Consider the following 24159-nt stretch of genomic DNA (forward strand, 5'->3'; position numbering starts at 1 on the left):
GTTTTGTTAGTGCATTAATCCTGCTGAATAATAATGTTTCAGCAGGGCTAATTTTAAAATAATAATTCTTTTAAAAGTGCAAAAAATGAATAAATATTCAAAGCATAAACCGATACCCAATACCGGTTTCAGTAATAAAATGGCGAGGCCGAGCTGGGTCTTGTTCCAGTTTTTGTCGCAGATGCCCCATATAAATACGCAAATAGTGGCTGTGTTCAACCGCGTTTGGTCCCCACACCTGGTTGAGGAGCTGGCGCTGGGTGAGCACTTTTCCCGCATTATTGAGCAACACTGCCAGCAGGCGAAACTCAATCGGGGTGAGATGCACCTCGTCCTCACCGCGATGGATCACCCGAGCCGCTAAATCGACGGTAACATCAGAAAACTTCACTACCGGATCGGGTGCGGCGGTAGCTGAGTGGCGGCGTAAAGCGACGCGCAGACGCGCCTGCAATTCGCCAATGCCAAACGGTTTACTCAGGTAATCATCAGCTCCGGCATCCAGCGCGGCGATTTTGTCGCTCTCTTCACTACGTGCGGAAAGCACAATCACCGGCACTACGCTCCACTGGCGCAGGTCGCGGATAAACTCAATTCCATCGCCATCGGGCAGGCCGAGATCGAGAATAATCAAATCCGGCTTGCGGGTTGCCGCTTCCAGCAAGCCGCGTTGCAGCGTTTCGGCCTCAAAGACGCGCATACCGTCGCCCTCCAGCGCCGTGCGCAGAAAGCGACGAATAGCCTGTTCATCTTCAACAATCAGAACGTTTGTCACATATCCTCATGAAATTCTTCAAGTTCAGGGGCAGTTTGCTGGGGAAGTGTAACACGAAAACAGGCACCACCTTCCGGTCGGTTGAACGCGGTAATGGTGCCGCCGTGTACATCCACAATCGCCCGACAAATTGCCAGCCCAAGCCCGACGCCCGGTACTGCCGACTCCTTATTTCCGCGAGCAAACTTATCGAATATCGTCTGCTCCTGGCCTGGCGGAAGACCGGGGCCGTTATCCCAGACATCCAGTTGTAGATTTTCGCCCTCAACGTGGGTATCGATACCAATTTCGGCCTGTGCGCCCGCGTATTTCACCGCGTTCTCCAGCAGATTAATCAGCAACCGTTCAAAGAGTGGCCCGTCAACGTGGATTAAAGTCAGTGGTTCTGGCAATGACAGGTTGATGGGCGATGATAAACCCGGTTCCAGCATTTGCAGCGCACTGCCGACCACTTCTTCCAGCGTTAACCACTCTTTCTTCAAATTAAAGCCGCCGGACTGAATTCGCGCCATATCGAGTAAATTATTCACCAGGCGGGTGGTGTTCAGCACATGTTGGCGAATTTCGCTGGCCTGGCGAGCGTGCGGAGAACCTTCACTCGCCAGATCGAGCGTTAAGATTTCTGCCTGACCGAATAGCACCGTGAGCGGCGTGCGTAAATCATGCGAAAGTGCCGCCAGCAGAGCGTTGCGGATCTGTTCACGTTCGCTTGCCATCCGCGCCTGTTCTTCGCTGGCGGTCAGCGTCAGCCGCTCAAGGGCATTGGCGACTAACAGCGTAAACGTTTCCAGCAGGCGCTGCTGTTCCGGGATCATCAACTGGCGCAGATTCCCCGGTTCCACCACCACCAGCCCGTAGGTTTTCTCGCCGCTTTTTAACGGCAAAATCTGGTACGGTACGCCGGGTAACGTGTCGGTGCCCGCGCCCGCTGGCAGGCCTTTATCAAAACTCCACTGCGCGATGGCATCGTCCCACGGCGTCATTCCCTGCGGATGCGTCAACGGCTGCAATTTACCATTGTCATCAGGTAGCAACACCTGGCTGCGAGCATGAAACGTGGAGGCAATAAATTGTTCGCTGGTGGCGGCGATATCCTGCGGACTGCGGCCTACCGCCAGAGCTTTCGACATTTCATATAAGTGTCGTGTGCGTTGCTCGCGGTAACGGGCTACCCGCGCCTGATAACGCACGCCAGCAGTAAGGTTCCCGATCACCAGCCCGACGGTTAACATCACCGCGAAGGTCAGCAGATATTGCACATCAGAGACGGCGAGCGTGCCGCGTGGGGCGATAAAAAAGAGATCGAAACTCACTACATTAATGACGGTGGCGACCACCGAAGGCCAGCGCCCATAAAATAGCGCCACCACCACCACGCCAAGCAGATACAGCATCACCAGGTTGGCGGCATCAAACGCCATCAGCCACTGCATGGCAATTAGGGTGATAACGGCGCATAACGCGGCGGCAACCACGCATCCCTGAATCTGTACCCGCCACTTGTCTTTAAAAGAGCGGCTATCCGGCGCGTTATTAAGTGTGCGGGCAGGCGGTTCATCAAGCGCGACCAGCACCTGATCGAGATCGGGGGCGATGCGCGCCAGCCGATCAGCAAACGTTTCCCGACGCCACCAGCGGCGCGAGGCCGGACGACCGAGAATAATCTTGCCGAGATTATGTTCACGGGCATAACGCACTACTGCTTTTTCTTCTGCCGGATCAGAAAGCGTTGCCGTCTCTGCACCTAACTCCTGCGCCAGACGTAAGGCGCTGAGAATTGCCCGGCGTTTTTTCTCCGATAAGCGGTGCAGGGCAGGGGTTTCAACATACACCGCGTGCCAGATGCTCCCCAGCCTTGACGCCAGCCGCGCCGCCGCGCGAACCAGTTTTTCGCTGCCGGTGTTATGCCCGATGCATAAAAGGATCGCGTCGCGCGTGTGCCAGACTTTCTCTTCGCCAGGATGCCCCCGCCAGGCGCGCATTTGCTCATCTACGCGATCGGCAGTACGGCGCAGTGCCAGTTCGCGCAGGGCGATCAGATTGCCTTTGCGGAAAAAATGTTCAATGGCGCGCTCCGCCTGCCCGGCAATATAGACTTTGCCTTCTTTCAGCCGTTGACGCAGATCGTCCGGGGGCAAGTCCACCAGAACTACGTCGTCGGCGGCATCGAAAAAAGGATCGGGCACGGTTTCCCGTACCTGAATTCCGGTGACGCCGCTGACCACATCGTTCAGGCTTTCCAGATGTTGAACGTTGACGGTAGTGAAAACATCAATGCCAGCTTCCAGCAGCTCTTCGATGTCCTGCCAGCGTTTGGGATGACGGGAACCTGGCGCATTACTGTGCGCCAGTTCGTCCATTAAGATAAGCGCCGGACGGCGGGCGAGGGCGGCATCGAGATCAAACTCGCTGATATGCCGCCCACGATACGCCTGGCGTTTCAGTGGCAAAACAGCCAGACCTTCCAGCATGGCGGCGGTATCTTTCCGCCCGTGGGTTTCTACCACGCCAACCACAATATCCAGCCCTTGCGCCCGCAGTCGCTGGGCTTCTGCCAGCATCGCCCAGGTCTTCCCGACGCCTGCACAGGCACCGAAGAAAACTTTTAGCTTCCCCCGATGCGGCGCGGCAGTTTGTTCCAGCAGACGGTCGGGATCGGGACGTAAGGGTTCGTTATTCATCAAGCTTATCCAGCGCCAGATTGAGTTCGACAATATTGACGACCGGCTGGCCGATATATTTCACCAGCGGTTGTTGGCTGTATTTTGCGATCAGCTGCGTGAGCTGTTCAACGCTGAGATTACGCGCTTTCGCCACGCGTGGGATCTGCCAGACCGCCGCTTGCGGGGTAATGTTATTGTCCAGCCCGCTTGCTGACGCCGTCACCAGTTCAACCGGAACGTTCGTGCTGGCATCCGGGTTAGCGGCTCGTAATGCAGTAACGCGTGCGGCTATTAGTTTATCCAGCTCCGGGTTACTGACCGCCAGATTGCTCCCGCCAGAAGCCTGTGGATTATAGGGCATTTCTGCCGTTGCCGACGGGCGACCCTGAAAATAGCCGTTGCCGGTAAAATTCTGCCCGATTAATGCCGAACCCCGCACCGTATCACCTTCACGAATCAACGAACCGTTGGCCTGCCAGGGAAACCACCATTGCCCCAGCACGGTGGTCAGCAGCGGGTAAACGCCGCCAGTAATCAATAACAGAAAGATAAATGTCGATAATGCCGGACGTAATCCACTCATGGTAACCCTCACACCAGACCGCAAACGGTCAGCAGTAAATCAATGACTTTGATACCAATAAACGGCACCAGCAGCCCACCCAGACCGTAAATCCATAAGTTACGGCGCAACATGGCAGAAGCGGTAAGCGGTTTATAACTCACGCCTTTTAACGCCAGAGGAATCAAAAAGACGATAATCAAGGCGTTGAAAATGACCGCACTGAGAATGGCGGAGTCGGGCGAATGAAGGCGCATGATGTTCAGCGCATTTAACTGCGGATACGTTGCCGCGAACGCCGCCGGAATAATGGCGAAGTATTTCGCCACATCATTGGCAATGCTGAAGGTGGTCAGCGAGCCACGGGTCATCAGCATCTGTTTGCCAATGTGCACCACCTCGATCAACTTGGTCGGGTTAGAGTCGAGATCGACCATATTGCCCGCTTCTTTCGCCGCCTGAGTACCGGAGTTCATCGCCACCGCGACATCTGCCTGCGCCAGCGCCGGAGCATCATTGGTGCCGTCGCCGGTCATCGCCACCAAACGGCCTTCCGCCTGATACTGACGAATCAATGCCAGCTTGGCCTCCGGTGTCGCTTCGGCGAGAAAATCATCGACACCCGCTTCCGCAGCTATCGCGGCGGCAGTCAGACGGTTATCGCCGGTAATCATCACCGTTTTAATGCCCATTTTGCGCAGCTGGGCGAAGCGCTCTTTAATACCGCCTTTGACGATATCTTTCAGCGCAATAACGCCCAGCACACGAGAACCTTCCACCACCACCAGCGGCGTGGCTCCCTGACGCGCAACCTGATCGACTTTTTGATCAACATCGGCAGGGAAGTGACCGCCGTTAGCCTCAACATGGCGGCGAATGGCATCGACAGAACCTTTACGGATCATGCGGTTGTCGATGTTGATCCCGCTCATCCGGCTTTGCGCAGTAAACGGTACAAAGGTGGCATGGAGCGACTGCACATCGCGCTCGCGCAGGTTAAAACGTTGCTTGGCGAGGATCACAATACTGCGGCCTTCCGGCGTTTCATCAGCCAGCGAAGCCAGTTGTGCGGCGTCAGCCAGCGTTTTTTCATCCACGCCCTGCGCAGGGATAAACTCCGATGCCTGACGGTTACCGAGTGTGATGGTGCCGGTTTTATCCAGTAGCAGGACGTCAACGTCACCCGCTGCTTCAACTGCCCGTCCGCTGGTGGCAATCACATTCGCGCCCAGCATCCGACTCATCCCGGCGACGCCGATAGCCGACAGCAGGCCGCCGATGGTGGTCGGGATCAGACAGACCAGCAGCGCCACCAGTACCGTTACGCTGACCGCGTTACCGCCCCAGGCAGAAAATGGCCATAGCGTTGCGGTTGCCAGTAAAAAGACGATGGTCAGGGCAATCAGCAGGATGGTCAGGGCAATCTCGTTCGGCGTTTTGCGTCGCTGCGCGCCTTCCACCATCGCGATCATCCGATCCAGAAACGTCTCGCCGGGATTAACGCTGCACTCGATCACCAGCCAGTCAGAAAGAATACGCGTGCCACCAGTGACGGAGGCAAAATCGCCGCCGGATTCACGGATCACCGGTGCCGATTCCCCGGTGATGGCACTTTCATCGACCGATGCGCCACCTTCAATAACTTCACCATCGCAGGGGATGATATCGCCTGCTTCTACCAGCACGATGTCGCCTTTACGCAGTTGATCGGCAGGAATTTTGTCCGCCGCAGCGCCATATTTCGGCTCACGTAGCTTACGGGCAAAGGCGGTTTTTTTGACCCCTTTCAGACTGTTGGCCTGCGCTTTACTGCGGCCTTCTGCCAGCGCCTCGGCGAAATTAGCGAACAGCACAGTGATCCACAGCCAGCCACTAATTGCCGCACTAAACAGCGCATTGCCAGGCATCGCACCGCTTGCCATCGCGATGCTAATAGCGGTGGTCAGCAGACTGCCGATCCAGACGATAAACATCACCGGATTGCGCCATTGCGCCTGTGGGCTTAATTTTTTAACCGCTTCTTTCAGCGCCTGAACGACAAGTGTTGGTTCGAATAGCGCCAGTTGTTTACGACTCATATTCAGTGCTCACTCAATATCATCAAGAGAGATACTCCGCCACCGGACCAAGCGCCAGGGCAGGAATAAAGGTCAGTGCGCCAACCAGCAACACGGTGCCGATTAACAGGCCAACAAACAGCGGGCCGTGCGTTGGCAGCGTGCCGGAGCTGGCGGGTTGGCTCTTTTTACTCACCAGCGAACCGGCAATTGCCATCACCGGGATAATCACCCCGAAGCGACCGACAAACATGCAGAACGCCAGTAAACAGTTCCAGAACGGAGAGTTGGCGCTTAATCCGGCAAAGGCGCTGCCGTTGTTATTAGCGGCGGACGACACGGCATACAGCACTTCGCTAAAACCATGCGGGCCAGGGTTGAGCATGGCGCTACGTCCGGCGTCGGTCATCATCGCCAGCGCCGCGCCCATCAGCACCAGCGTCGGGGTGACCAGAATCGCCAGCGCGGTCAGTTTCATCTCGCGCACGTCGATTTTTTTACCCAGATATTCCGGTGTGCGACCAATCATCAGTCCGGCAATAAACACCGCCAGCAGGACGAACAGCATCATGCCGTAAAGGCCAGAACCAACGCCGCCGAATACCACTTCACCAATTTGCATCAACCACATCGGCACCATGCCGCCAGGGGCGGTAAACGAATCATGCATCGCAATCACCGCACCGCAGGAAGCCGCCGTGGTCACGACTGCAAACAGGCTACTGACCAGCACGCCAAAACGGCTCTCTTTACCTTCCATATTGATGTTGCTGTCCGCGCCGAGCGCCAGCAGATGCGGATTACCCTGAACTTCTGCCCACATCACCACGCCTGTGCAGATGACAAAAATCACCGACATCGCCCACAACAACATGCGTCCCTGGCGGCGATCGCCCGCCACTTCGCCAAAGGCAAAGCACAGTGCTGTTGGGATCAAGAAGATCGCCAGCATTTGCACGAAGTTGGTCAGTGCGGTCGGGTTTTCAAACGGATGCGACGAGTTGGCATTAAAGAAGCCACCGCCATTAGTGCCGAGCATCTTAATCGCTTCCTGAGAAGCCACCGGCCCCATCGGTAACAGTTGTTGTGCTCCTTCAATGGTCGTCACAGCCTGATAGGGCAGAAAGTTTTGCAGCGCACCTTGTTGAATAAAAAACAGTGCGATCAACAACGCCACAGGGGCTAACACCCATAACGTGATGCGTAGCAGATCGACCCAGGCATTACCGAGCGTGCTCATGCTCTGGCGGGTAAACGCGCGGATAAGGGCAAAAATCACCGCAATCCCGCTGGCGGCAGAAAGAAAGTTTTGTACCGTTAGGCCCGCCATTTGGCTGAAATAACTCAACGTGGTTTCACCGCTGTAAGATTGCCAGTTGGTATTAGTCACAAAGCTGACGGCAGTATTCAGCGCCAGATCCCACGACAGCCCCGGCAGTTGCTGCGGATTAAGCGGCAGATAATGCTGACCGAGCAACATAAAATACAGTAGCGCCAGCCCCAGCATATTCAGACAGAGAATGGCAGAGAGATATTGCCTCCAGTTCATCTCGCGACCAGAGACGCCAAGTGCGCGAAAGAGTACGCGCTCAACGCTCGCCGTACCGGGAAGAGGAATATCATTAATCAGCCGCGCCAGCCCGCTGCCTAAAGGGCGCGCCAGCACCATCAGTACCAGTAAAAACGTGGCGATCAGTAACAACCCTTGCGCAGCCATCAAAACGCCTCCGCATTGATCAGGGCATAAACCAGATACCCCAGTAATAAAAACACCAGCAACACGCCGGTTATCACGCCTGCACTCACAGTGCACCTCCAGTGGCCTAAAAGTGATACCGGAAGGGTAGAATTCTGGCTGCAAAGATTTCGCAAAAATCTGCGGGCGGGGTGTAAAAAAAGTATAAAAATGGCAAAGACCGCAATTTAACTAATGGTTAGTATTTATTTAACTTTTATGTAACTTAATTACAGGGTGAATGTAAATAAACCATCAATAAGCAAAAATAAGTGGTCGGATGAGTAGTAAAATTACACAAAAGGCGGTACTATTTTCATCAGATAAACAAATTCATTTTCCGGTGCTATTCACCGGGTAGATACAAAAGGGGGGAGAAAAGTATGGAACTCTACAGAGAATATCCTGCATGGCTTATCTTTTTACGCCGTACTTATGCGGTTGCAGCGGGCGTTCTGGCGCTGCCTTTCATGCTTTTCTGGAAAGACCGAGCCCGCTTTTACAGCTACCTACATCGCGTCTGGTCGAAAACCAGCGAGAAACCGGTGTGGATGGATCAGGCCGAAAAGGCGACCGGTGATTTTTATTGATTGCTAAGTTCTGAATACATTGAAAACCGCCAGGGGAAACACTGGCGGTTTTTTTGTATCGGGAAGACGTTCAGATAAGTATTTATACAACGCATTACCCCATCGAATATATATTCATGAAATGTATATAAATATTTTCTTAATTGCTGTTATCTGACGGATATCTCACTTAAGGCTTTCTTATAAATCTGTAGGGTTTTGCCTGGAAGCAGACAACTAACCCGATAAAACAAGGATGAGCAGATGAGCGGAAAACCGGCGGCGCGTCAGGGCGACATGACGCAGTATGGCGGTGGCATTGTTCAGGGTTCAGCCGGGGTGCGCATCGGTGCCCCCACCGGTGTGGCCTGTTCGGTGTGCCCCGGCGGGGTGACGTCCGGTCATCCGGTCAATCCGCTGCTCGGTGCAAAAGTCCTTCCCGGCGAAACCGACCTTGCCCTGCCCGGCCCGCTGCCGTTCATTCTTTCCCGCACCTACAGCAGTTACCGGACAAAAACGCCCGCACCGGTGGGGATTCTCGGCCCCGGCTGGAAAATGCCTGCGGATATCCGCTTACAGCTGCGCGATAACACACTGATACTCAGTGATAACGGCGGCAGGAGCCTTTATTTTGAGCCGCTGTTCCCCGGTGAGGATGGTTACAGCCGCAGCGAGTCACTCTGGCTGGTGCGCGGCGGCGTCCTGAGACTGGATGAAGGTCACCGGCTGGCCGCACTCTGGCAGGCGCTGCCGGAAGAGCTTCGCCTGAGTCCGCACAGTTATCTGGCGACGAACAGCCCGCAGGGGCCGTGGTGGCTGCTCGGCTGGTGTGAACGGGTGCCGGAGGCGGATGAGGTGCTGCCCGCGCCGCTGCCGCCGTACCGGGTGCTGACCGGGATGGTGGACCGCTTCGGGCGTACACAGACGTTCCACCGCGAAGCCGCCGGTGAATTCAGCGGCGAAATCACCGGCGTGACCGATGGCGCAGGCCGTCACTTCCGGCTGGTACTGACCACGCAGGCGCAGCGGGCAGAAGAGGCCAGAAAGCAGTCTACTTCCGGCGGGACGGAACAGGCCGCTTTTCCTGACACCCTGCCGGGCTGCACCGAATATGGCCGGGATAACGGTATCCGCCTGTCCGCCGTGTGGCTGACGCACGACCCGGAATATCCGGAGAATTTACCTGCCGCACCGCTGGTGCGCTATGGCTGGACGCCGCGCGGCGAACTGGCGGCGGTGTATGACCGCAGCGGCACACAGGTGCGCAGCTTTACTTACGATGATAAATACCGGGGCCGGATGGTGGCGCACCGTCACGCAGGCCGACCGGAAATCCGTTACCGTTACGACAGCGACGGGCGGGTGACGGAGCAGCTTAACCCGGCGGGCTTAAGCTACACGTATCAGTATGAGAAAGACCGTATCACCGTCACCGACAGCCTGAACCGCCGTGAAGTCCTGCATACCGCAGGCGAAGTCGGTCTGAAGCGGGTGGTGAAAAAGGAGCTCGCTGACGGCAGCGTCACGCAGAGCCGGTTTGATGCGGTGGGCAGGCTTAAGGCACAGACGGATGCCGCAGGCCGGACGACAGAGTACAGCCCGGATGTGGTGACGGGGCTTGTCACAGACATCACCACGCCGGATGGCAGAGAATGGGTGTTTTACTATAACCACCACAACCAGTTAACGTCAGCCACCGGGCCTGACGGACTGGAAATGCGCCGCAAATATGATGAATACGGACGTCTGATTCAGGAAACAGCCCCTGACGGCGATATCACCCGCCACCGTTATGATAATCCACACAGTGACTTACCCTGCGCAACGGAAGATGCCACCGGCAGCCGGAAAACCATGACGTGGAGCCGTTACGGTCAGTTGCTGACCGTCACCGACTGTTCCGGTTATGTAACCCGTTATGACCATGACCGCTTCGGGCAGGTGACGGCGGTGCACCGCGAGGAAGGCCTGAGCCAGTACCGCGCATACGACAGCCGTGGACAGTTAATTGCGGTGAAAGACACGCTGGGCCATGAAACGCGGTATGAATACAACACCGCCGGTGACCTGACCGCCGTCATCGCCCCGGACGGCAGCAGAAACGAGACACAGTACGATGCGTGGGGAAAGGCCGTCCGCACCACGCAGGGCGGGCTGACGCGCAGTATGGAATACGATGCTGCCGGACGGGTCATCCGCCTGACCAGTGAAAACGGCAGCCACACCACCTTCAGTTACGATGTCCGCGACCGGCTGATACAGGAAACCGGCTTTGACGGCCGGACACAGCGTTATCACTACGACCTGACCGGTAAACTTATCCGCAGCGAGGATGAGGAGCTGGTCACCCTCCGGCACTACGATGATGCTGACCGCCTCACGCAGCGAACGGTGAATGGTGAAACCGCAGAGCAGTGGCAGTATGACGAACGCGGCTGGCTGACAGACATCAGCCATATCAGCGAAGGGCACCGGGTGGCGGTGCATTACGGGTATGATGAGAAAGGCCGCCTGACCGGTGAGCGCCAGACGGTGCATCACCCGCAGACGAATGAACTGCTCTGGCAGCATGAGACCGGACATGCGTACAACGCGCAGGGGCTGGCAAACCGCCGTATACCGGACAGCCTGCCCGCCGTGGAATGGCTGACCTACGGCAGCGGCTGGCTGGCAGGCATGAAACTCGGCGACACACCGCTGGTGGATTTCACCCGCGACCGCCTGCACCGGGAAACGCTGCGCACCTTCGGCCGTTATGAACTCACCACCGCTTACACCCTCACCGGGCAGCTACAGAGCCAGCACCTGAACAGCCTGCTGTCTGACCGCGATTACACCTGGAACGACAACGGCGAACTCATCCGCATCAGCAGCCCGCGCCAGACGCGGGGTTACAGCTACAGCGCCTCGGGCAGGCTGACCGGCGTCCACACCACGGCAGCGAATCTGGATATCCGCATCCCGTATGCCACGGACCCGGCAGGTAACCGCCTGCCCGACCCGGAGCTGCACCCGGACAGCACCCTCAGCATGTGGCCGGATAACCGTATCGCCCGTGACGCTCACTATCTTTACCGGTATGACCGTCACGGCAGGCTGACGGAGAAAACCGACCTCATCCCGGAAGGGGTTATCCGCACGGATGATGAGCGGACTCACCGGTACCATTACGACGGTCAGCACCGGCTGGTGCACTACACGCGGACACAATACGAAGAGCCGCTGGTCGAAAGCCGTTATCTTTACGACCCGCTGGGCTGCAGGGTGGCGAAACGGGTATGGCGGCGTGAACGGGACCTGACGGGCCGGATGTCGCTGTCACGGAAACCGGAAGTGACCTGGTACGGCTGGGACGGCGACCGGCTGACCACGATACAGAACGACAGGAGCCGCATCCAGACGGTATACCTGCCGGGAAGCTTCACGCCACTCATCAGAGTTGAAACTGCCACCGGTGAGCTGGCGAAAACGCAGCGCCGCAGCCTGGCGGACGCCCTTCAGCAGTCCGGCGGTGAAGACGGTGGCAATGTGGTGTTCCCGCCGGCGCTGGTGCAGATGCTCGACCGGCTGGAAAGTGAAATCCTTACTGACCGGGTGAGCGAGGAAAGCCGCCGCTGGCTGGCATCGTGCGGCCTGACCGTGGAGCAGATGCAAAACCAGATGGACCCGGTGTACACGCCGGCGCGAAAAATCCACCTGTACCACTGCGACCATCGCGGCCTGCCGCTGGCGCTTATCAGCCCTGACGGGGCAACAGCGTGGTACGCAGAATACGATGAATGGGGCAATCTGCTGAGTGAGGATAACCCGCATCATCTGCAGCAGCTTATCCGCCTGCCGGGGCAGCAGTATGATGAGGAGTCCGGACTGTATTACAACCGCCACCGCTATTATGACCCGCTGCAGGGGCGGTATATCACTCAGGATCCGATTGGGCTGAAGGGGGGATGGAATTTTTATCAGTATCCGTTGAATCCGATCTCAGAGATAGACCCACAAGGGTTAAATCCGTTAATTCTTGGTGTTGTAGCATTGATGAGTTGCGGTTTGTTTTCATCAGGTGGTGTTATTCAAAGTGGGCAACAACGCAGAGATCAATATGGCCGTAAAGTTAATCCAGAAGCCGACAAATTAACAGATGAACATAAGTCAGGTGTAAATCCTGGAGGTAACTGTAGTCCCCAGAACCTGAGTGACTTACAAAATGAAAAAAACAGATTATGTAACCAATCCAGAGCTTGCGCTCCTCAGATGCTGAGAAAAGAAATATTTAGACGGTACGAGATAAATTTGGCGTGCGCTTCGGTCAGAAAGCAGATTAATAATCAATGTTTTGGTGGCGGAGATAAAGCCCATATGGAAGAAGAGAATAAAGCATATAAAACAGCAGCTGATTGCAGTGGTTTAATAAAATGAAAGAAATAATTTTCTCTAACGAAAGTGCAGTCTATGATGAACTTATAATTCATTTCCCAAGCCAGCCATTACCTTATATTTCAAATGATATGACAGGGCTGGACGAACTAGATATAGTATATAATTTTTTCCAACAGAAACAATGGGATGAAATAGCCAACAATTTAAAAATAAAGGATGATTCTTATGCTTTAGAGTTAGGAGTTACATTCCTCTCTGAAAAAACATTCTGCTATTATATCCCTCTATATATTTATGCCTCGTTGTTTAATAAGAATGATTTTTGGGTTTTTGAATCCGATTTTATTCAACAATATTTATGTCCTGAGTTTCGTGATTACGATGATTTTTTAAATTTTGTTTTTAATTTTTCAGATATACAACTATCTATTATTGCACAATTTATGTCTTATGAATCAGACGCTGGATTCTTTTATGCAAGTAAAGCTTGCATGGATTTTTGGGAAGATTATTCACATCTAAAAGTTCTCTAATCGTCGGAGTAGATGAGAAATAAGATGACGTTGGCATATAGATCACTGCGAAAAATCCACCTGTACCACTGCGACCATCGCGGCCTGCCGCTGGCGCTTATCAGCCCTGACGGGGCAGCAGTATGATGAGGAGTCAGGCCTGTATTACAACCGCCACCGCTATTATGACCCGCTGCAGGGGAGGTATATCACTCAGGATCCGATTGGGCTGGCGGGGGGATGGAATTTTTATCAGTATCCGTTGAATCCTGTCACAAATTCAGACCCTCTGGGGCAAAAAGGGATGCGTCCTGATGGTCATCCTTGGGGCTATAGATGTGGAGATGAAGATTCAGATAGATATGTTCCTGATGAACTGTTTGGCGTTAACTTCCTGCAAGCATGTAGAAATCATGATAAATGTTACGAAGCATTTGGAAGTGTTAAATCTGTTTGTGATGATAATCTTGGTTCTGATATTAAGTTAGCATGTAATGAACAGCTAAAAGGATTTGGTAAAGTCATTCTTCCTGTATGTGAGCTTTCAGGGAGTGGTTATAGTTGGGTAGTACGTACTTTTGGTGAGGGCGCTTTTAAAGCTGCACAGGGAAATAATAAAGAGCTAGAAATGTTAGATTTTTTAGAGTTTGGTCTGGGAATGAATGTTGATCCTGTTTATCATAATGAAGCATATGAGAAAGTTATAACAGCCAATTAACTAAAGTTATTGGGGGAGATAATGTTTCCAAAATTTGTCATAGGGTTCTTGCTATTTATAACGCCAATGCTTATGGGATGTGTTGCATTAAATGATATGTTTGGAAAGAACTTCTCTTTAAATTCTGTGGCTGGTTTTCCAAGTGATCTTCCAGAATTAGAAAAGATATGGTACTTTTGTGAAAAATGTTTGAGAGAACGAAATTGTAAATCTGAATATATTGACCAATGTAATACAGTTACGATCCCAACTAGAAATGAAGCATTAGCTCGAGCTGTCGAGAGAGCTAATGTTGAAGCGGTTTATTTTCTTATTAATGTAGCAAAAGCGGATGTTAATAGTGTTACAGGTAGATATCAAGAGACCCCATTAATAATCGCTAGCTATTACGGTACTAAAGTACATCAAGAAATAGCTGACTTTTTACTTTCGCATGGGGCGCACATGGATGATACAGGATTGGACTCAAAGACAGCTTTGATGACTGCAATATGGAAGAATAATACCGACTTTGCAGAAAAAGGTGCTAATCCCTCTTCAACGCCCAGAGGGGACATTGATGGCTTGGCTTGCAGGTATGCAGCGAAAAAAATCTTTTTAGCCTACTGCCATCAATTCCTACTTGCTGTACTTTACTTTTAAAAAGTTCAGAAGTAACAAAAGATATTATATTTTCATGTAAATCGATGAATAATTAACAGCCAATAATTATAAACATATACATTGATGTTAAGGTTGTATCACAATAGAAGTTGATACAACGGGCTGTGAAAGAACAGTATCACCGGAGGGCCGATTGGGCCAGAATATCATAAATACATTTTTTGTACTAAATGATTAGCATTTTATGTTCAATATTTGAGATGTTCCTTGTTATCCCAAACTGTTTTTCACAGCTTATATATAATCAAATACTCCTTACATAAATAAGGAGAACAAAATGGCACTTAAAAAATTGATGGAACATATTTCTATTATCCCCGGATTACAGACAAGCCTGGAAAGTGGAACATAAATTGTCAGATATCCTGGCGCTGACAATCTGTGCCGTCATTTTCGGGGCTGAAGGATAGGAAGATATAGAGGATTTTGGGGAAACACATCTCGATTTTTTGAAGCAATATGGTCATTTTAAAAATGTCATCCCTGTTCACGATTCCATTGCCAGCGTTGTATCCTGTATCAGTCCTGCAAAATTTCACCAGTGCTTTATTAACTGGATGCGTGACTGCCATTCCTCAAATGATAAAGACGTCATTGCCATTGATGGAAAAAAGCTCCGGCACTCTTATGATAAGAGTCGCCGCAAAGGAGTGATTCATGTCATTAGTGCGTTCTCAACAATGCACAGTCTTGTCCTCGGGCAGATTAAGACAGATGAGAAATCTAATGAGATTACAGCTATCCCTGAACTTCTTAACATGTTGGATATTAAAGGAAATGTGATCGCGACTGATGCGATGGGTTGCCAGAAAGATATTGTAGAGAAGAAATCCGTCTTCATATTGTTTGCGATGTCCCTGATGAACTTATTGATTTTACGTTTGAATGGAAAGGACTGAAAAAATTATGCGTGGCAGTCTCCTTTCGGTCAATAATAGCAGAACAAAAGAAGGAGCCTGAAATGACGGTCAGATATTATATCAGTTCTGCTGATTTAACCGCAGAAAAGTTTACGACAGCGATTCGAAATCACTGGCACGTGGAGAATAAGTTGCACTGGCGCCTGGATGTGGTAATGAATGAAGACGACTGCAAAATAAGAAGAGGAAATACAGCAGAATTATTTTCAGGGGTCAGACATATCGCCATTAATATTTTGACGAAATATAAGGTATTCAAGGCAGGGTTAAGACGTAAGACGCGAAAAGCAGCCATGGACAGAGACTACATCGCATCAGTCCTTGCGGGGAGCGGGCTTTAGTAATCTTGCTCTGGTTTTCAATTAAATACCATAAATATGAAAGCGTGAAGGATCAAAAATACCACGAAATTCTGATTTATTATGGTATTAAAGGTTCGGGGATAAATAGAGTAGATGGATGATTTTTCTCATGTACAAAGGCTGGAAGAGCTTGTGGTTTAATTTGCATGGCTGACGTTGGTGAAAGTCGCTATTTTAAAGTTGCAAAAATATCTATGAATAAGAATAATTTGATTATAAAGATGAGTAATGTAGAAATAGTATCTAAGATAACAAGGTGAATATTTATTTTAACAGCCTTTATGTTTTTTAAAGAGAAAAATGGTGTGTGATTATTGGTTTACAATACAATTAATAGTGAGGTAATCAAGCATTGAGAACTGTTACTTCCTAAAAATAAAAAAATTAGTGCAGCTCGGAAAATAGTGGAATGATTCACGCTCAGATGAAGTTGATAATATTTTTACCAACAAAATGCTTCCCCATAAATCTCATTCCCCATCGTCTACACTTACTCCTGTAAACCGTTCAGGAGCAGTAATGAATCAACAACTTTTTGATGAAAGCACCCTAATCCGTATCTTCGCGCTTCACGAGTTACACCGTCTTAAAGAGCGAGGCTTAACTCGCGCGGCGCTTCTCGATTATCACAGCCGCTATAAACTCGTATTTCTGGCTCATTCTCAGCCCGAGTACCGCAAGCTCGGCCCGTTCGTGGCAGATATTCATCAGTGGCAAAATCTGGACGATTTTTACAATGAATACCGCCAGCGCGTAATCGTTTTGCTATCTCACCCCGCCAACCCGCGCGATCACACCAACGTTTTGATGCACGTTCAGGGGTATTTTCGTCCGCATCTTGATTCCACAGAACGTCAGCAACTGGCGGCGCTTATCGACAGTTATCGATGTGGCGAGCAACCGCTTCTTGCGCCGCTGATGCGTATCAAACACTATATGGCGCTTTATCCTAATGCCTGGCTTTCAGGGCAACGTTATTTCGAACTTTGGCCGCGTGTTATTAACTTGCGCCATGCAGGAGTTTTATGACCACCCATCTGGTCTGGTTTCGCCAGGATTTACGTTTGCAGGATAATCTCGCGCTGGCTGCCGCCTGCCGCAATTCGTCTGCACGCGTGCTGGCGCTATTTATTGCCACGCCGCAGCAGTGGTCAGCGCATAATATGTCGCCGCGTCAGGCTGAGCTAATCAATGCGCAACTGAACGGGCTACAAATCGCGCTGGCAGAAAAAGGCATTCCTTTGTTATTTCATGAAGTGGATGACTTTGCCGACAGCGTTGAAATGGTTAAACAGGTGTGCGTGGAAAATCGCGTTACCCATCTGTTTTATAACTATCAATATGAAGTGAATGAGCGGGCGCGGGATGTGCTGGTAGAAAAAACGCTGCGTAACGTGGTGTGTGAAGGATTTGATGACAGCGTGATCCTGCCGCCTGGCGCGGTGATGACCGGCAATCACGAGATGTACAAAGTCTTTACGCCGTTTAAGAATGCCTGGCTGAAACGGCTGCGGGAAGGGATGCCGGAGTGCGTCTCCGCACCGAAAGTGCGCCCAGGCGGGGCAATAACAGCAGGAACGCCGATTCCGCTGAATTACCCTCGTCAGTCTTTCGATACTGCGCATTTCCCGGTGGAAGAAAAAGCGGCGATTGCGCAATTACGCCATTTTTGCCAGAACGGTGCCGGAGAGTATGAGCAACAGCGTGATTTTCCGGCAGTAGAAGGCACCAGCCGTTTGTCCGCAAGCCTCGCAACGGGAGGATTATCGCCTCGCCAGTGTTTGCATCGCCTGCTGGCGGAACAACCGCAGGCGCTGGACGGTGGAGCGGGTAGCGTCTGGCTTAATGAGTTGATATGGCGCGAGTTTTACCGGCACCTGATAACGTATTACCCCTCGCTGTGTAAACATCGTCCGTTTATTGCCTGGACCGACCGCGTGCAGTGGCAGCGCAATCCCGCACATTTAAAGGCCTGGCAGGAAGGCAAAACCGGATACCCGATTGTCGATGCCGCCATGCGTCAGCTTAACAGCACTGGCTGGATGCATAACCGTCTGCGGATGATCACTGCCAGTTTTCTGGTGAAAGATTTGTTGATCGACTGGCGCGAAGGGGAGCGGTATTTCATGTCGCAGCTTATCGATGGTGATTTGGCAGCCAATAACGGCGGCTGGCAGTGGGCGGCTTCTACGGGTACTGATGCCGCGCCGTATTTTCGTATATTCAACCCGACACCCCAGGGCGAGAAATTTGACCGCGAGGGTGGGTTTATCCGTCAGTGGTTACCGGAGCTGCGCGATGTGCCGGGAAAATCGGTGCATGAGCCGTGGAAATGGGCGCAGAAAGTGGGTGTAAAGCTGGATTATCCAGAGCCGATTGTCGATCACAAAGAAGCGAGAGTACGAACACTGGCAGCGTATGAGGCGGCGAGGAAAGGGAAATAACAGACGCGTCAGGCAATTGTGCCCAGATGCCGGATGCGACGTGAACGCCGTATCCGGCCTACCTGATAGTGCAAATTTAATGAGCCATCCAGGCCTGAAAAAACGCGTCAGCGTCGCATCAGGCGCTTATTAAGACTCCAGCGCCAGCGCGCGATTTCTGAACTTCAGCGTCTGATACAGCCAAATCATCAGCACCAACCCCACACAAGCCAGTGCACCCCAGGTGATTTGATCAAACACTTCAATATACGCGTTGATGGAGTAGTTGATCGCTCCGGAAGCATCAAACGAAGCTTGCGATGTCTGATCGGCAATGACGCCCGCCAGATAGTTAGCAATCGCGCCGGAAAGCAGCATATAAATGCCGGTTAATACGCCGGTCACGCCGGGAATTTCAATGCGCGTAATTTGCGACATGGCTACCGGATCGATAAACAGTTCGGCAAAGCCCATCACTGCCAGCCCCAGAACCATCAGCGGCAGGGAAGAGTGTCCATACATCGCAGACCAGCGGGCGCTTAAGGTCAGAATGCAGAATCCGGCGCTCATCAGGCCTAGGCCAAGAGCAAATTTTCCCCAGATGCGCACGGTACGATTACCTGCGACGCTTTCTTTAACTACCCATGCCAGGAACACACCGCACAGCATAACTGCGAAGGCATTAATCGACTGGAACATAGCCGTCGGGACGGTATAACCAAACATATCGCGGTTAACGAAGCGGTCGATATAAAGGCTAATCGAGCTACCTCCCTGTTGTGCGAAGGCCCAGAACAACATGCTGAAGAAGGTGAGGGTAACAATCAGCCCCAGTTCTTTACGCTGTTTCTGGTTTTCTGCTTTGCGATAAATTTTTGCCAGCACCGCCAGTCCAATCACCGTGGCAACAACTAAGGCGTATACCGACCATTCTTTCCAGAACAATACAGTAATCAGCGCAGGTGTTGCGACCAGCAGAACCAGCAGCCATCCCCAGTTCGGCAGGAGAAAGTTTTTCGCACACAGCACCTCCTTATTAACGCCCCGGGTATGAGCGAAGTGACGATTGCCGCATAAGAAAATGACCAGCCCGGCGATCATCCCGACCGCAGCCAGGCCAAAGCCCATTGCCCAGCTGTATTCTTCCTGGGCGTAACCACAGGCGATTGGGGCGATAATAGAACCCACGTTACCTGCCGCATACATCAGCGAGAAACCGCCATCACGACGCGGATCGGTTGGCTCATAGAGTTCGCCAAGCAGGCAACTGACGTTGGATTTAAACAGGCCATAGCCGCAGACGATAATCGCCAGCGACAAATAGAGGAATGTCGGATGGATCTCGCTGGCTCCCAGCACCAGATGTCCGACCGCCATCAACAACGCTCCCAGCATTACCGCCATACGGTTGCCGAGCACTTTATCGGCCAGGAAGCCGCCAAGAATTGGTGTGACATATACCAGTGAACAGTAGGCACTGAATAACGCGTAAGCGTGGGTATCGTTGTACTTCAGTTGATTGGTGAGATAGAGAATCAGCAGGGCGCGCATTCCGTAGAAGCTAAAATATTCCCAGATTTGTAGCGCGACAACGTAGTAGATAGCGCGCGGCTGTGATGCGTGTTTATTCATGATAATTCCACAGTTGGATGCGACGCCACGTAATAAAAGCGCGGTGTGCGTGTGTTTCCTTAAAGTTAAAACCTTGATACAGATCTGATTATTTATGCAATATGCTGTCTGTTTGCATAAATATACATGAACTGTAGTGTGATGAGATAAACAATTTGCGCCTTTTGGCCGCCTGTTTGTTTCTTAATATGTCAAAAGATTGGCTATCGACGAACAGGCGAGGTAACGCTATGTTAACGGTGTAGCTATCAGAATACGGAAGGCGCGAAGATGAAAAACACCGAACTGGAACAACTGATTAACGAGAAACTGAACAGCGCGGCGATAAGTGATTACGCGCCGAATGGTTTGCAGGTGGAAGGCAAAGAGACGGTGCAAAAAATTGTTACCGGTGTCACTGCCAGCCAGGCTTTGCTCGATGAGGCAGTGCGTCTGGGCGCGGATGCGGTCATTGTGCATCATGGCTACTTCTGGAAAGGCGAATCTCCGGTAATTCGCGGCATGAAGCGTAACCGTTTAAAAACCTTGCTGGCGAATGATATCAACCTGTATGGCTGGCATCTGCCGCTGGACGCGCATCCGGAGCTTGGCAATAACGCACAACTGGCGGCGTTACTGGGGATCACGGTCATGGGCGAAATTGAGCCGTTGGTGCCGTGGGGCGAACTGACCATGCCTGTGCCGGGGCTGGAACTGGCTTCCTGGATTGAAGCGCGTCTGGGACGCAAGCCGTTATGGTGTGGCGATACTGGACCTGAGGTGGTGAAACGCGTCGCCTGGTGCACGGGCGGCGGACAAAGTTTTATTGATAGCGCCGCGCGTTTTGGCGTGGATGCATTTATTACTGGCGAAGTTTCTGAACAGACCATTCATTCGGCGCGCGAGCAGGGATTGCATTTTTATGCCGCAGGTCACCATGCCACCGAACGCGGCGGTATTCGCGCGTTGAGTGAGTGGTTGAATGAAAATACCGATCTTGAAGTGACTTTTATTGATATTCCTAATCCGGCATAACGAATAATCAGAGGGATCGAAAGTGCAACGAGCGCGTTGTTATCTGATAGGTGAAACGGCGGTAGTGCTGGAACTGGAACCGCCGGTGACGCTGGCTAGCCAGAAACGGATTTGGCGTCTGGCGCAGCGTCTGGTTGATATGCCGAATGTGGTGGAAGCCATTCCTGGCATGAACAATATTACGGTGATTTTGCGTAATCCTGAGTCGCTGGCGCTGGATGCTATAGAGCGTTTGCAACGCTGGTGGGAGGAGAGTGAGGCGCTGGAACCGGAGTCACGCCATATCGAAATCCCGGTGGTTTACGGTGGTGCTGGCGGGCCGGATTTATCGGTGGTCGCGGCACATTGTGGGTTGAGTGAAAAACAGGTCGTTGAATTGCACTCCTCCGTGGAATACGTGGTCTGGTTTTTAGGTTTTCAACCGGGCTTCCCGTATCTCGGGAGTTTGCCGGAACAACTACACACGCCACGGCGCGCTGAACCGCGCTTGCTCGTTCCGGCAGGTTCTGTCGGGATCGGCGGGCCGCAGACTGGTGTTTATCCGCTGGCAACGCCGGGGGGGTGGCAATTAATAGGCCATACCTCGCTCAGTTTATTTGACCCGACGCGGGACGAACCCATCTTATTATGTCCGGGAGACAGCGTGCGCTTTGTGCCGCAGAGGGAGGGAGTATGTTGAAAATTATTCGTGCGGGGATGTATACCACCGTGCAGGATGGTGGTCGTCACGGTTTTCGCCAGTCGGGTATCAGCCACTGCGGCGCACTGGATATGCCTGCGCTGCGTATTGCTAATCTGCTGGTGGGTAACGATGCCAACGCTCCCGCACTGGAAATCACGCTCGGTCAGTTAACGGTTGAATTTGAACGCGACGGCTGGTTTGCCCTGACTGGTGCAGGTTGCGAAGCGCGGCTGGATGATAACGCTGTCTGGACCGGCTGGCGCTTGCCGATGAAAGCAGGCCAGCGTTTAACCCTTAAACGGCCGCAACATGGCGTTCGTAGCTATCTGGCGGTCGCAGGCGGTATTGATGTTCCGCCAGTTATGGGGTCATGCAGTACCGATCTCAAAGTGGGGATTGGCGGGCTGGAAGGGCGTTTACTGAAGGATGGTGACCGACTCCCGATTGGCAAAGCAAAGCGGGATTTTATGGAAGCGCAGGGCGTTAAACAGCTTCTGTGGGGAAACCGCATTCGCGCCTTGCCGGGGCCGGAATATCATGAGTTCGATCGCGCCTCGCAGGATGCATTCTGGCGTTCGCCCTGGCAACTTAGCCCGCAAAGTAACCGGATGGGCTATCGCTTACAGGGGCAAATCTTAAAACGCACCACCGATCGCGAACTGTTATCTCACGGTTTGCTGCCGGGTGTGGTGCAAGTGCCGCATAACGGTCAGCCGATTGTGCTGATGAACGACGCGCAAACCACCGGCGGTTACCCGCGCATTGCCTGCATTATTGAAGCCGACATGTACCATCTGGCGCAAATCCCACTCGGACAGCCCATTCATTTTGTCCAGTGTTCGCTGGAAGAGGCACTGAAAGCGCGCCAGGATCAGCAACGTTATTTCGAACAATTAGCGTGGCGGCTGCACAATGAAAATTGACCTGAACGCCGATCTGGGCGAAGGCTGCGCCAGCGACGCTGAACTGTTAACGCTGGTTTCCTCAGCCAATATTGCCTGTGGATTTCATGCAGGCGACGCGCAAACCATGCAGGCAAGCGTGCGTGAAGCAATAAAAAATGGTGTCGCAATTGGCGCTCACCCGAGCTTTCCCGACAGGGAAAACTTTGGACGTAGCGCCATGCAACTGTCGCCGGAAACGGTTTACGCCCAGACGCTGTATCAAATTGGCGCGCTGGCAGTGATTGTCCGTGCAGAAGGTGGCGTGATGCGCCACGTCAAACCGCACGGCATGTTGTATAACCAGGCGGCGAAAGACGCACAACTGGCAGATGCCATCGCCAGAGCGGTTTACGCTTGCGATCCGGCATTGATTCTCGTTGGACTGGCGGGAAGCGAGCTGATCCGTGCAGGCAAGCGTAATGGCCTGACAACGCGCGAGGAAGTGTTTGCCGATCGCGGCTATCAGGCTGACGGCTCGCTGGTGCCGCGAAGCCAGCCGGGCGCGTTGATTGAAAACGAAGAACAGGCGCTGGCGCAGACGCTGGAGATGGTGCAACACGGCAGAGTCAAAAGTATCACCGGCGAATGGGCGAAGGTCACGGCGCAAACGGTCTGTCTGCATGGCGACGGCGAGCACGCACTGGCGTTCGCCCGCCGACTACGCGCTACATTTACCCAAAAGGGGATTGTTGTCGCAGCATAATCCCGCTGAACAAAGAACGAAAAAAGGATATCACCATGCCTGAAGGCCCGGAGATCCGCCGCGCAGCGGATAACCTGGAGGCGGCGATCAAAGGCAAACCTCTAACTGATGTCTGGTTTGCCTTCCCGCAGTTAAAACCTTATCAATCACGACTTATCGGTCAACACGTTACCCATGTGGAAACGCGTGGTAAGGCGTTGTTAACTCATTTTTCCAACGACTTAACGCTCTATAGTCATAATCAGCTTTACGGCGTCTGGCGCGTGGTCGATACCGGCGAAGAGCCGCAGACCACGCGAGTATTGCGGGTAAAACTGCAAACGGCTGACAAAACCATTCTGCTTTATAGCGCCTCGGATATTGAGATGTTGACGCCGGAACAACTGACCACACATCCGTTTTTACAACGCGTTGGCCCCGATGTGCTCGACCCAAATCTGACGCCGGAGGTAGTGAAAGAACGGTTATTGTCGCCGCGCTTTCGTAACCGGCAGTTTGCTGGATTACTGCTCGATCAGGCGTTTCTGGCGGGGCTTGGCAATTATTTGCGGGTGGAGATCCTCTGGCAGGTCGGATTGACCGGAAGTCATAAAGCGAAAGAGCTCAACGAGGCGCAACTGGATGCACTCGCGCACGCGCTACTGGATATTCCGCGTCTTTCTTACGCTACGCGGGGGCAGGTGGATGAGAATAAACATCATGGCGCGCTGTTTCGCTTTAAGGTTTTTCATCGTGATGGCGAACCGTGCGAACGCTGTGGCGGCATCATTGAGAAAACCACGCTGTCATCGCGCCCGTTTTACTGGTGCCCTGGCTGCCAGCATTAGGCAGAACGTTTCGGCGCATAG

At 52.6% G+C, this 24159-nt stretch carries 19 protein-coding genes and 2 pseudogenes; 14 read left to right on the forward strand and 7 right to left on the reverse strand.

Annotated elements, in window-relative coordinates; genetic code table 11:
* Positions 1-97: 97 nt before the first annotated feature.
* The 6 genes from kdpE to kdpF are packed head-to-tail and all read right to left on the reverse strand — an operon-like array spanning position 98 to position 7863.
* Positions 98-775, reverse strand: a complete 678-nt coding sequence (kdpE, locus tag WES_RS14510) for a two-component system response regulator KdpE (RefSeq protein ID WP_016159079.1) — start codon at positions 773-775, stop codon at positions 98-100.
* Entirely contained in the window at positions 772-3456 is a 2685-nt protein-coding gene (kdpD, locus tag WES_RS14505; RefSeq protein ID WP_016159078.1) for a two-component system sensor histidine kinase KdpD, read from the reverse strand. Before kdpD ends, kdpE begins: the two co-directional genes overlap by 4 nt.
* Positions 3449-4021, reverse strand: coding sequence for a K(+)-transporting ATPase subunit C (gene kdpC, locus WES_RS14500; RefSeq protein WP_016159077.1), 573 nt, complete (start codon positions 4019-4021; stop codon positions 3449-3451). The genes kdpD and kdpC overlap by 8 nt, the downstream gene beginning before the upstream one ends.
* Positions 4022-4029: 8 nt before the next feature.
* The gene (gene kdpB, locus WES_RS14495; protein WP_016159076.1) at positions 4030-6078 is read right to left on the reverse strand and encodes a potassium-transporting ATPase subunit KdpB; all 2049 of its coding nucleotides are present in this window, start codon (positions 6076-6078) and stop codon (positions 4030-4032) included.
* Positions 6079-6100: 22 nt separating this feature from the next.
* Positions 6101-7774: a potassium-transporting ATPase subunit KdpA gene (gene kdpA / locus WES_RS14490; RefSeq protein ID WP_016159075.1), complete on the reverse strand. Its 1674-nt coding sequence runs from the start codon at positions 7772-7774 to the stop codon at positions 6101-6103.
* Positions 7774-7863: a K(+)-transporting ATPase subunit F gene (gene kdpF, locus WES_RS0121135; RefSeq protein ID WP_001272653.1), complete on the reverse strand. Its 90-nt coding sequence runs from the start codon at positions 7861-7863 to the stop codon at positions 7774-7776. Before kdpF ends, kdpA begins: the two co-directional genes overlap by 1 nt.
* A gap of 312 nt (positions 7864-8175) precedes the next feature.
* Between kdpF and WES_RS14485 the strand changes: the two genes are divergently transcribed.
* From WES_RS14485 to phrB, 9 genes and pseudogenes are all read left to right on the forward strand, one after another.
* Positions 8176-8382, forward strand: coding sequence for a YbfA family protein (locus WES_RS14485; RefSeq protein WP_000424926.1), 207 nt, complete (start codon positions 8176-8178; stop codon positions 8380-8382).
* A 243-nt stretch (positions 8383-8625) separates the two neighbouring features.
* On the forward strand, positions 8626-12777 hold the full coding sequence (locus tag WES_RS14480; protein ID WP_016235166.1) for an RHS element core protein: 4152 nt from the start codon (positions 8626-8628) through the stop codon (positions 12775-12777).
* Positions 12774-13271: a hypothetical protein gene (locus WES_RS14475; protein WP_016159072.1), complete on the forward strand. Its 498-nt coding sequence runs from the start codon at positions 12774-12776 to the stop codon at positions 13269-13271. Before WES_RS14480 ends, WES_RS14475 begins: the two co-directional genes overlap by 4 nt.
* A 12-nt stretch (positions 13272-13283) precedes the next feature.
* A pseudogene (locus WES_RS24710) lies at positions 13284-13545 on the forward strand (RHS repeat-associated core domain-containing protein); the annotation flags it as partial.
* A gap of 9 nt (positions 13546-13554) precedes the next feature.
* On the forward strand, positions 13555-13968 hold the full coding sequence (locus WES_RS23560; RefSeq protein ID WP_016159071.1) for a phospholipase A2 family protein: 414 nt from the start codon (positions 13555-13557) through the stop codon (positions 13966-13968).
* 21 nt (positions 13969-13989) lie between these two features.
* A complete protein-coding gene (locus tag WES_RS14470; RefSeq protein ID WP_016159070.1) occupies positions 13990-14610 on the forward strand; it encodes an ankyrin repeat domain-containing protein in 621 nt (206 codons plus the stop codon).
* 298 nt (positions 14611-14908) lie between these two features.
* Positions 14909-15892, forward strand: a pseudogene (locus tag WES_RS22470) (ISAs1 family transposase).
* Between the two features lie 540 nt (positions 15893-16432).
* Positions 16433-16942, forward strand: a complete 510-nt coding sequence (locus tag WES_RS14455) for a YbgA family protein (RefSeq protein WP_001075790.1) — start codon at positions 16433-16435, stop codon at positions 16940-16942.
* Entirely contained in the window at positions 16939-18357 is a 1419-nt protein-coding gene (gene phrB, locus WES_RS14450) for a deoxyribodipyrimidine photo-lyase (RefSeq protein ID WP_016159067.1), read from the forward strand. The genes WES_RS14455 and phrB overlap by 4 nt, the downstream gene beginning before the upstream one ends.
* 129 nt (positions 18358-18486) lie before the next feature.
* On the opposite strand, the gene dtpD is transcribed toward phrB, so the two are convergent.
* Positions 18487-19968, reverse strand: coding sequence for a dipeptide permease DtpD (dtpD, locus tag WES_RS14445; RefSeq protein WP_016159066.1), 1482 nt, complete (start codon positions 19966-19968; stop codon positions 18487-18489).
* A gap of 270 nt (positions 19969-20238) precedes the next feature.
* On the opposite strand from dtpD, the gene ybgI reads away from it, so the two are divergent.
* Genes ybgI through nei form a run of 5 tightly spaced genes read left to right on the forward strand, consistent with a single transcriptional unit; the run spans position 20239 to position 24138 of the window.
* Complete coding sequence (ybgI, locus tag WES_RS14440) at positions 20239-20982, forward strand: radiation resistance protein YbgI (protein WP_000798868.1); 744 nt, start codon at positions 20239-20241, stop codon at positions 20980-20982.
* Positions 20983-21004: 22 nt separating this feature from the next.
* Positions 21005-21661, forward strand: a complete 657-nt coding sequence (pxpB, locus tag WES_RS14435) for a 5-oxoprolinase subunit PxpB (protein WP_016159065.1) — start codon at positions 21005-21007, stop codon at positions 21659-21661.
* Positions 21655-22587 (forward strand): 5-oxoprolinase subunit PxpC, encoded by a 933-nt coding sequence (pxpC, locus tag WES_RS14430; RefSeq protein ID WP_000912708.1) that lies wholly within the window; start codon positions 21655-21657, stop codon positions 22585-22587. The genes pxpB and pxpC overlap by 7 nt, the downstream gene beginning before the upstream one ends.
* Positions 22577-23311, forward strand: coding sequence for a 5-oxoprolinase subunit PxpA (gene pxpA / locus WES_RS14425; protein ID WP_016159064.1), 735 nt, complete (start codon positions 22577-22579; stop codon positions 23309-23311). The genes pxpC and pxpA overlap by 11 nt, the downstream gene beginning before the upstream one ends.
* A gap of 35 nt (positions 23312-23346) precedes the next feature.
* Positions 23347-24138: an endonuclease VIII gene (gene nei, locus WES_RS14420; protein ID WP_001113993.1), complete on the forward strand. Its 792-nt coding sequence runs from the start codon at positions 23347-23349 to the stop codon at positions 24136-24138.
* Positions 24139-24159 lie beyond the last annotated feature (21 nt).

Origin of the sequence: Escherichia sp. KTE31 (assembly GCF_000407925.1) — a bacterium.
GTDB lineage: Bacteria > Pseudomonadota > Gammaproteobacteria > Enterobacterales > Enterobacteriaceae > Escherichia > Escherichia ruysiae.

Excerpts from the sequence above, each read along its gene's own strand:
- kdpD (WP_016159078.1), bottom strand. The coding sequence starts at position 3,456 with ATGAATAACGAACCCTTACGTCCCGATCCCGACCGTCTGCTGGAACAA.
- kdpC (WP_016159077.1), bottom strand. The coding sequence starts at position 4,021 with ATGAGTGGATTACGTCCGGCATTATCGACATTTATCTTTCTGTTATTG.
- kdpB (WP_016159076.1), bottom strand. The coding sequence starts at position 6,078 with ATGAGTCGTAAACAACTGGCGCTATTCGAACCAACACTTGTCGTTCAG.
- kdpA (WP_016159075.1), bottom strand. The coding sequence starts at position 7,774 with ATGGCTGCGCAAGGGTTGTTACTGATCGCCACGTTTTTACTGGTACTG.
- WES_RS14485 (WP_000424926.1), top strand. The coding sequence starts at position 8,176 with ATGGAACTCTACAGAGAATATCCTGCATGGCTTATCTTTTTACGCCGT.
- WES_RS14480 (WP_016235166.1), top strand. The coding sequence starts at position 8,626 with ATGAGCGGAAAACCGGCGGCGCGTCAGGGCGACATGACGCAGTATGGC.
- WES_RS14475 (WP_016159072.1), top strand. The coding sequence starts at position 12,774 with ATGAAAGAAATAATTTTCTCTAACGAAAGTGCAGTCTATGATGAACTT.
- WES_RS23560 (WP_016159071.1), top strand. The coding sequence starts at position 13,555 with ATGCGTCCTGATGGTCATCCTTGGGGCTATAGATGTGGAGATGAAGAT.
- WES_RS14470 (WP_016159070.1), top strand. The coding sequence starts at position 13,990 with ATGTTTCCAAAATTTGTCATAGGGTTCTTGCTATTTATAACGCCAATG.
- WES_RS14455 (WP_001075790.1), top strand. The coding sequence starts at position 16,433 with ATGAATCAACAACTTTTTGATGAAAGCACCCTAATCCGTATCTTCGCG.
- phrB (WP_016159067.1), top strand. The coding sequence starts at position 16,939 with ATGACCACCCATCTGGTCTGGTTTCGCCAGGATTTACGTTTGCAGGAT.
- dtpD (WP_016159066.1), bottom strand. The coding sequence starts at position 19,968 with ATGAATAAACACGCATCACAGCCGCGCGCTATCTACTACGTTGTCGCG.
- ybgI (WP_000798868.1), top strand. The coding sequence starts at position 20,239 with ATGAAAAACACCGAACTGGAACAACTGATTAACGAGAAACTGAACAGC.
- pxpC (WP_000912708.1), top strand. The coding sequence starts at position 21,655 with ATGTTGAAAATTATTCGTGCGGGGATGTATACCACCGTGCAGGATGGT.
- pxpA (WP_016159064.1), top strand. The coding sequence starts at position 22,577 with ATGAAAATTGACCTGAACGCCGATCTGGGCGAAGGCTGCGCCAGCGAC.
- nei (WP_001113993.1), top strand. The coding sequence starts at position 23,347 with ATGCCTGAAGGCCCGGAGATCCGCCGCGCAGCGGATAACCTGGAGGCG.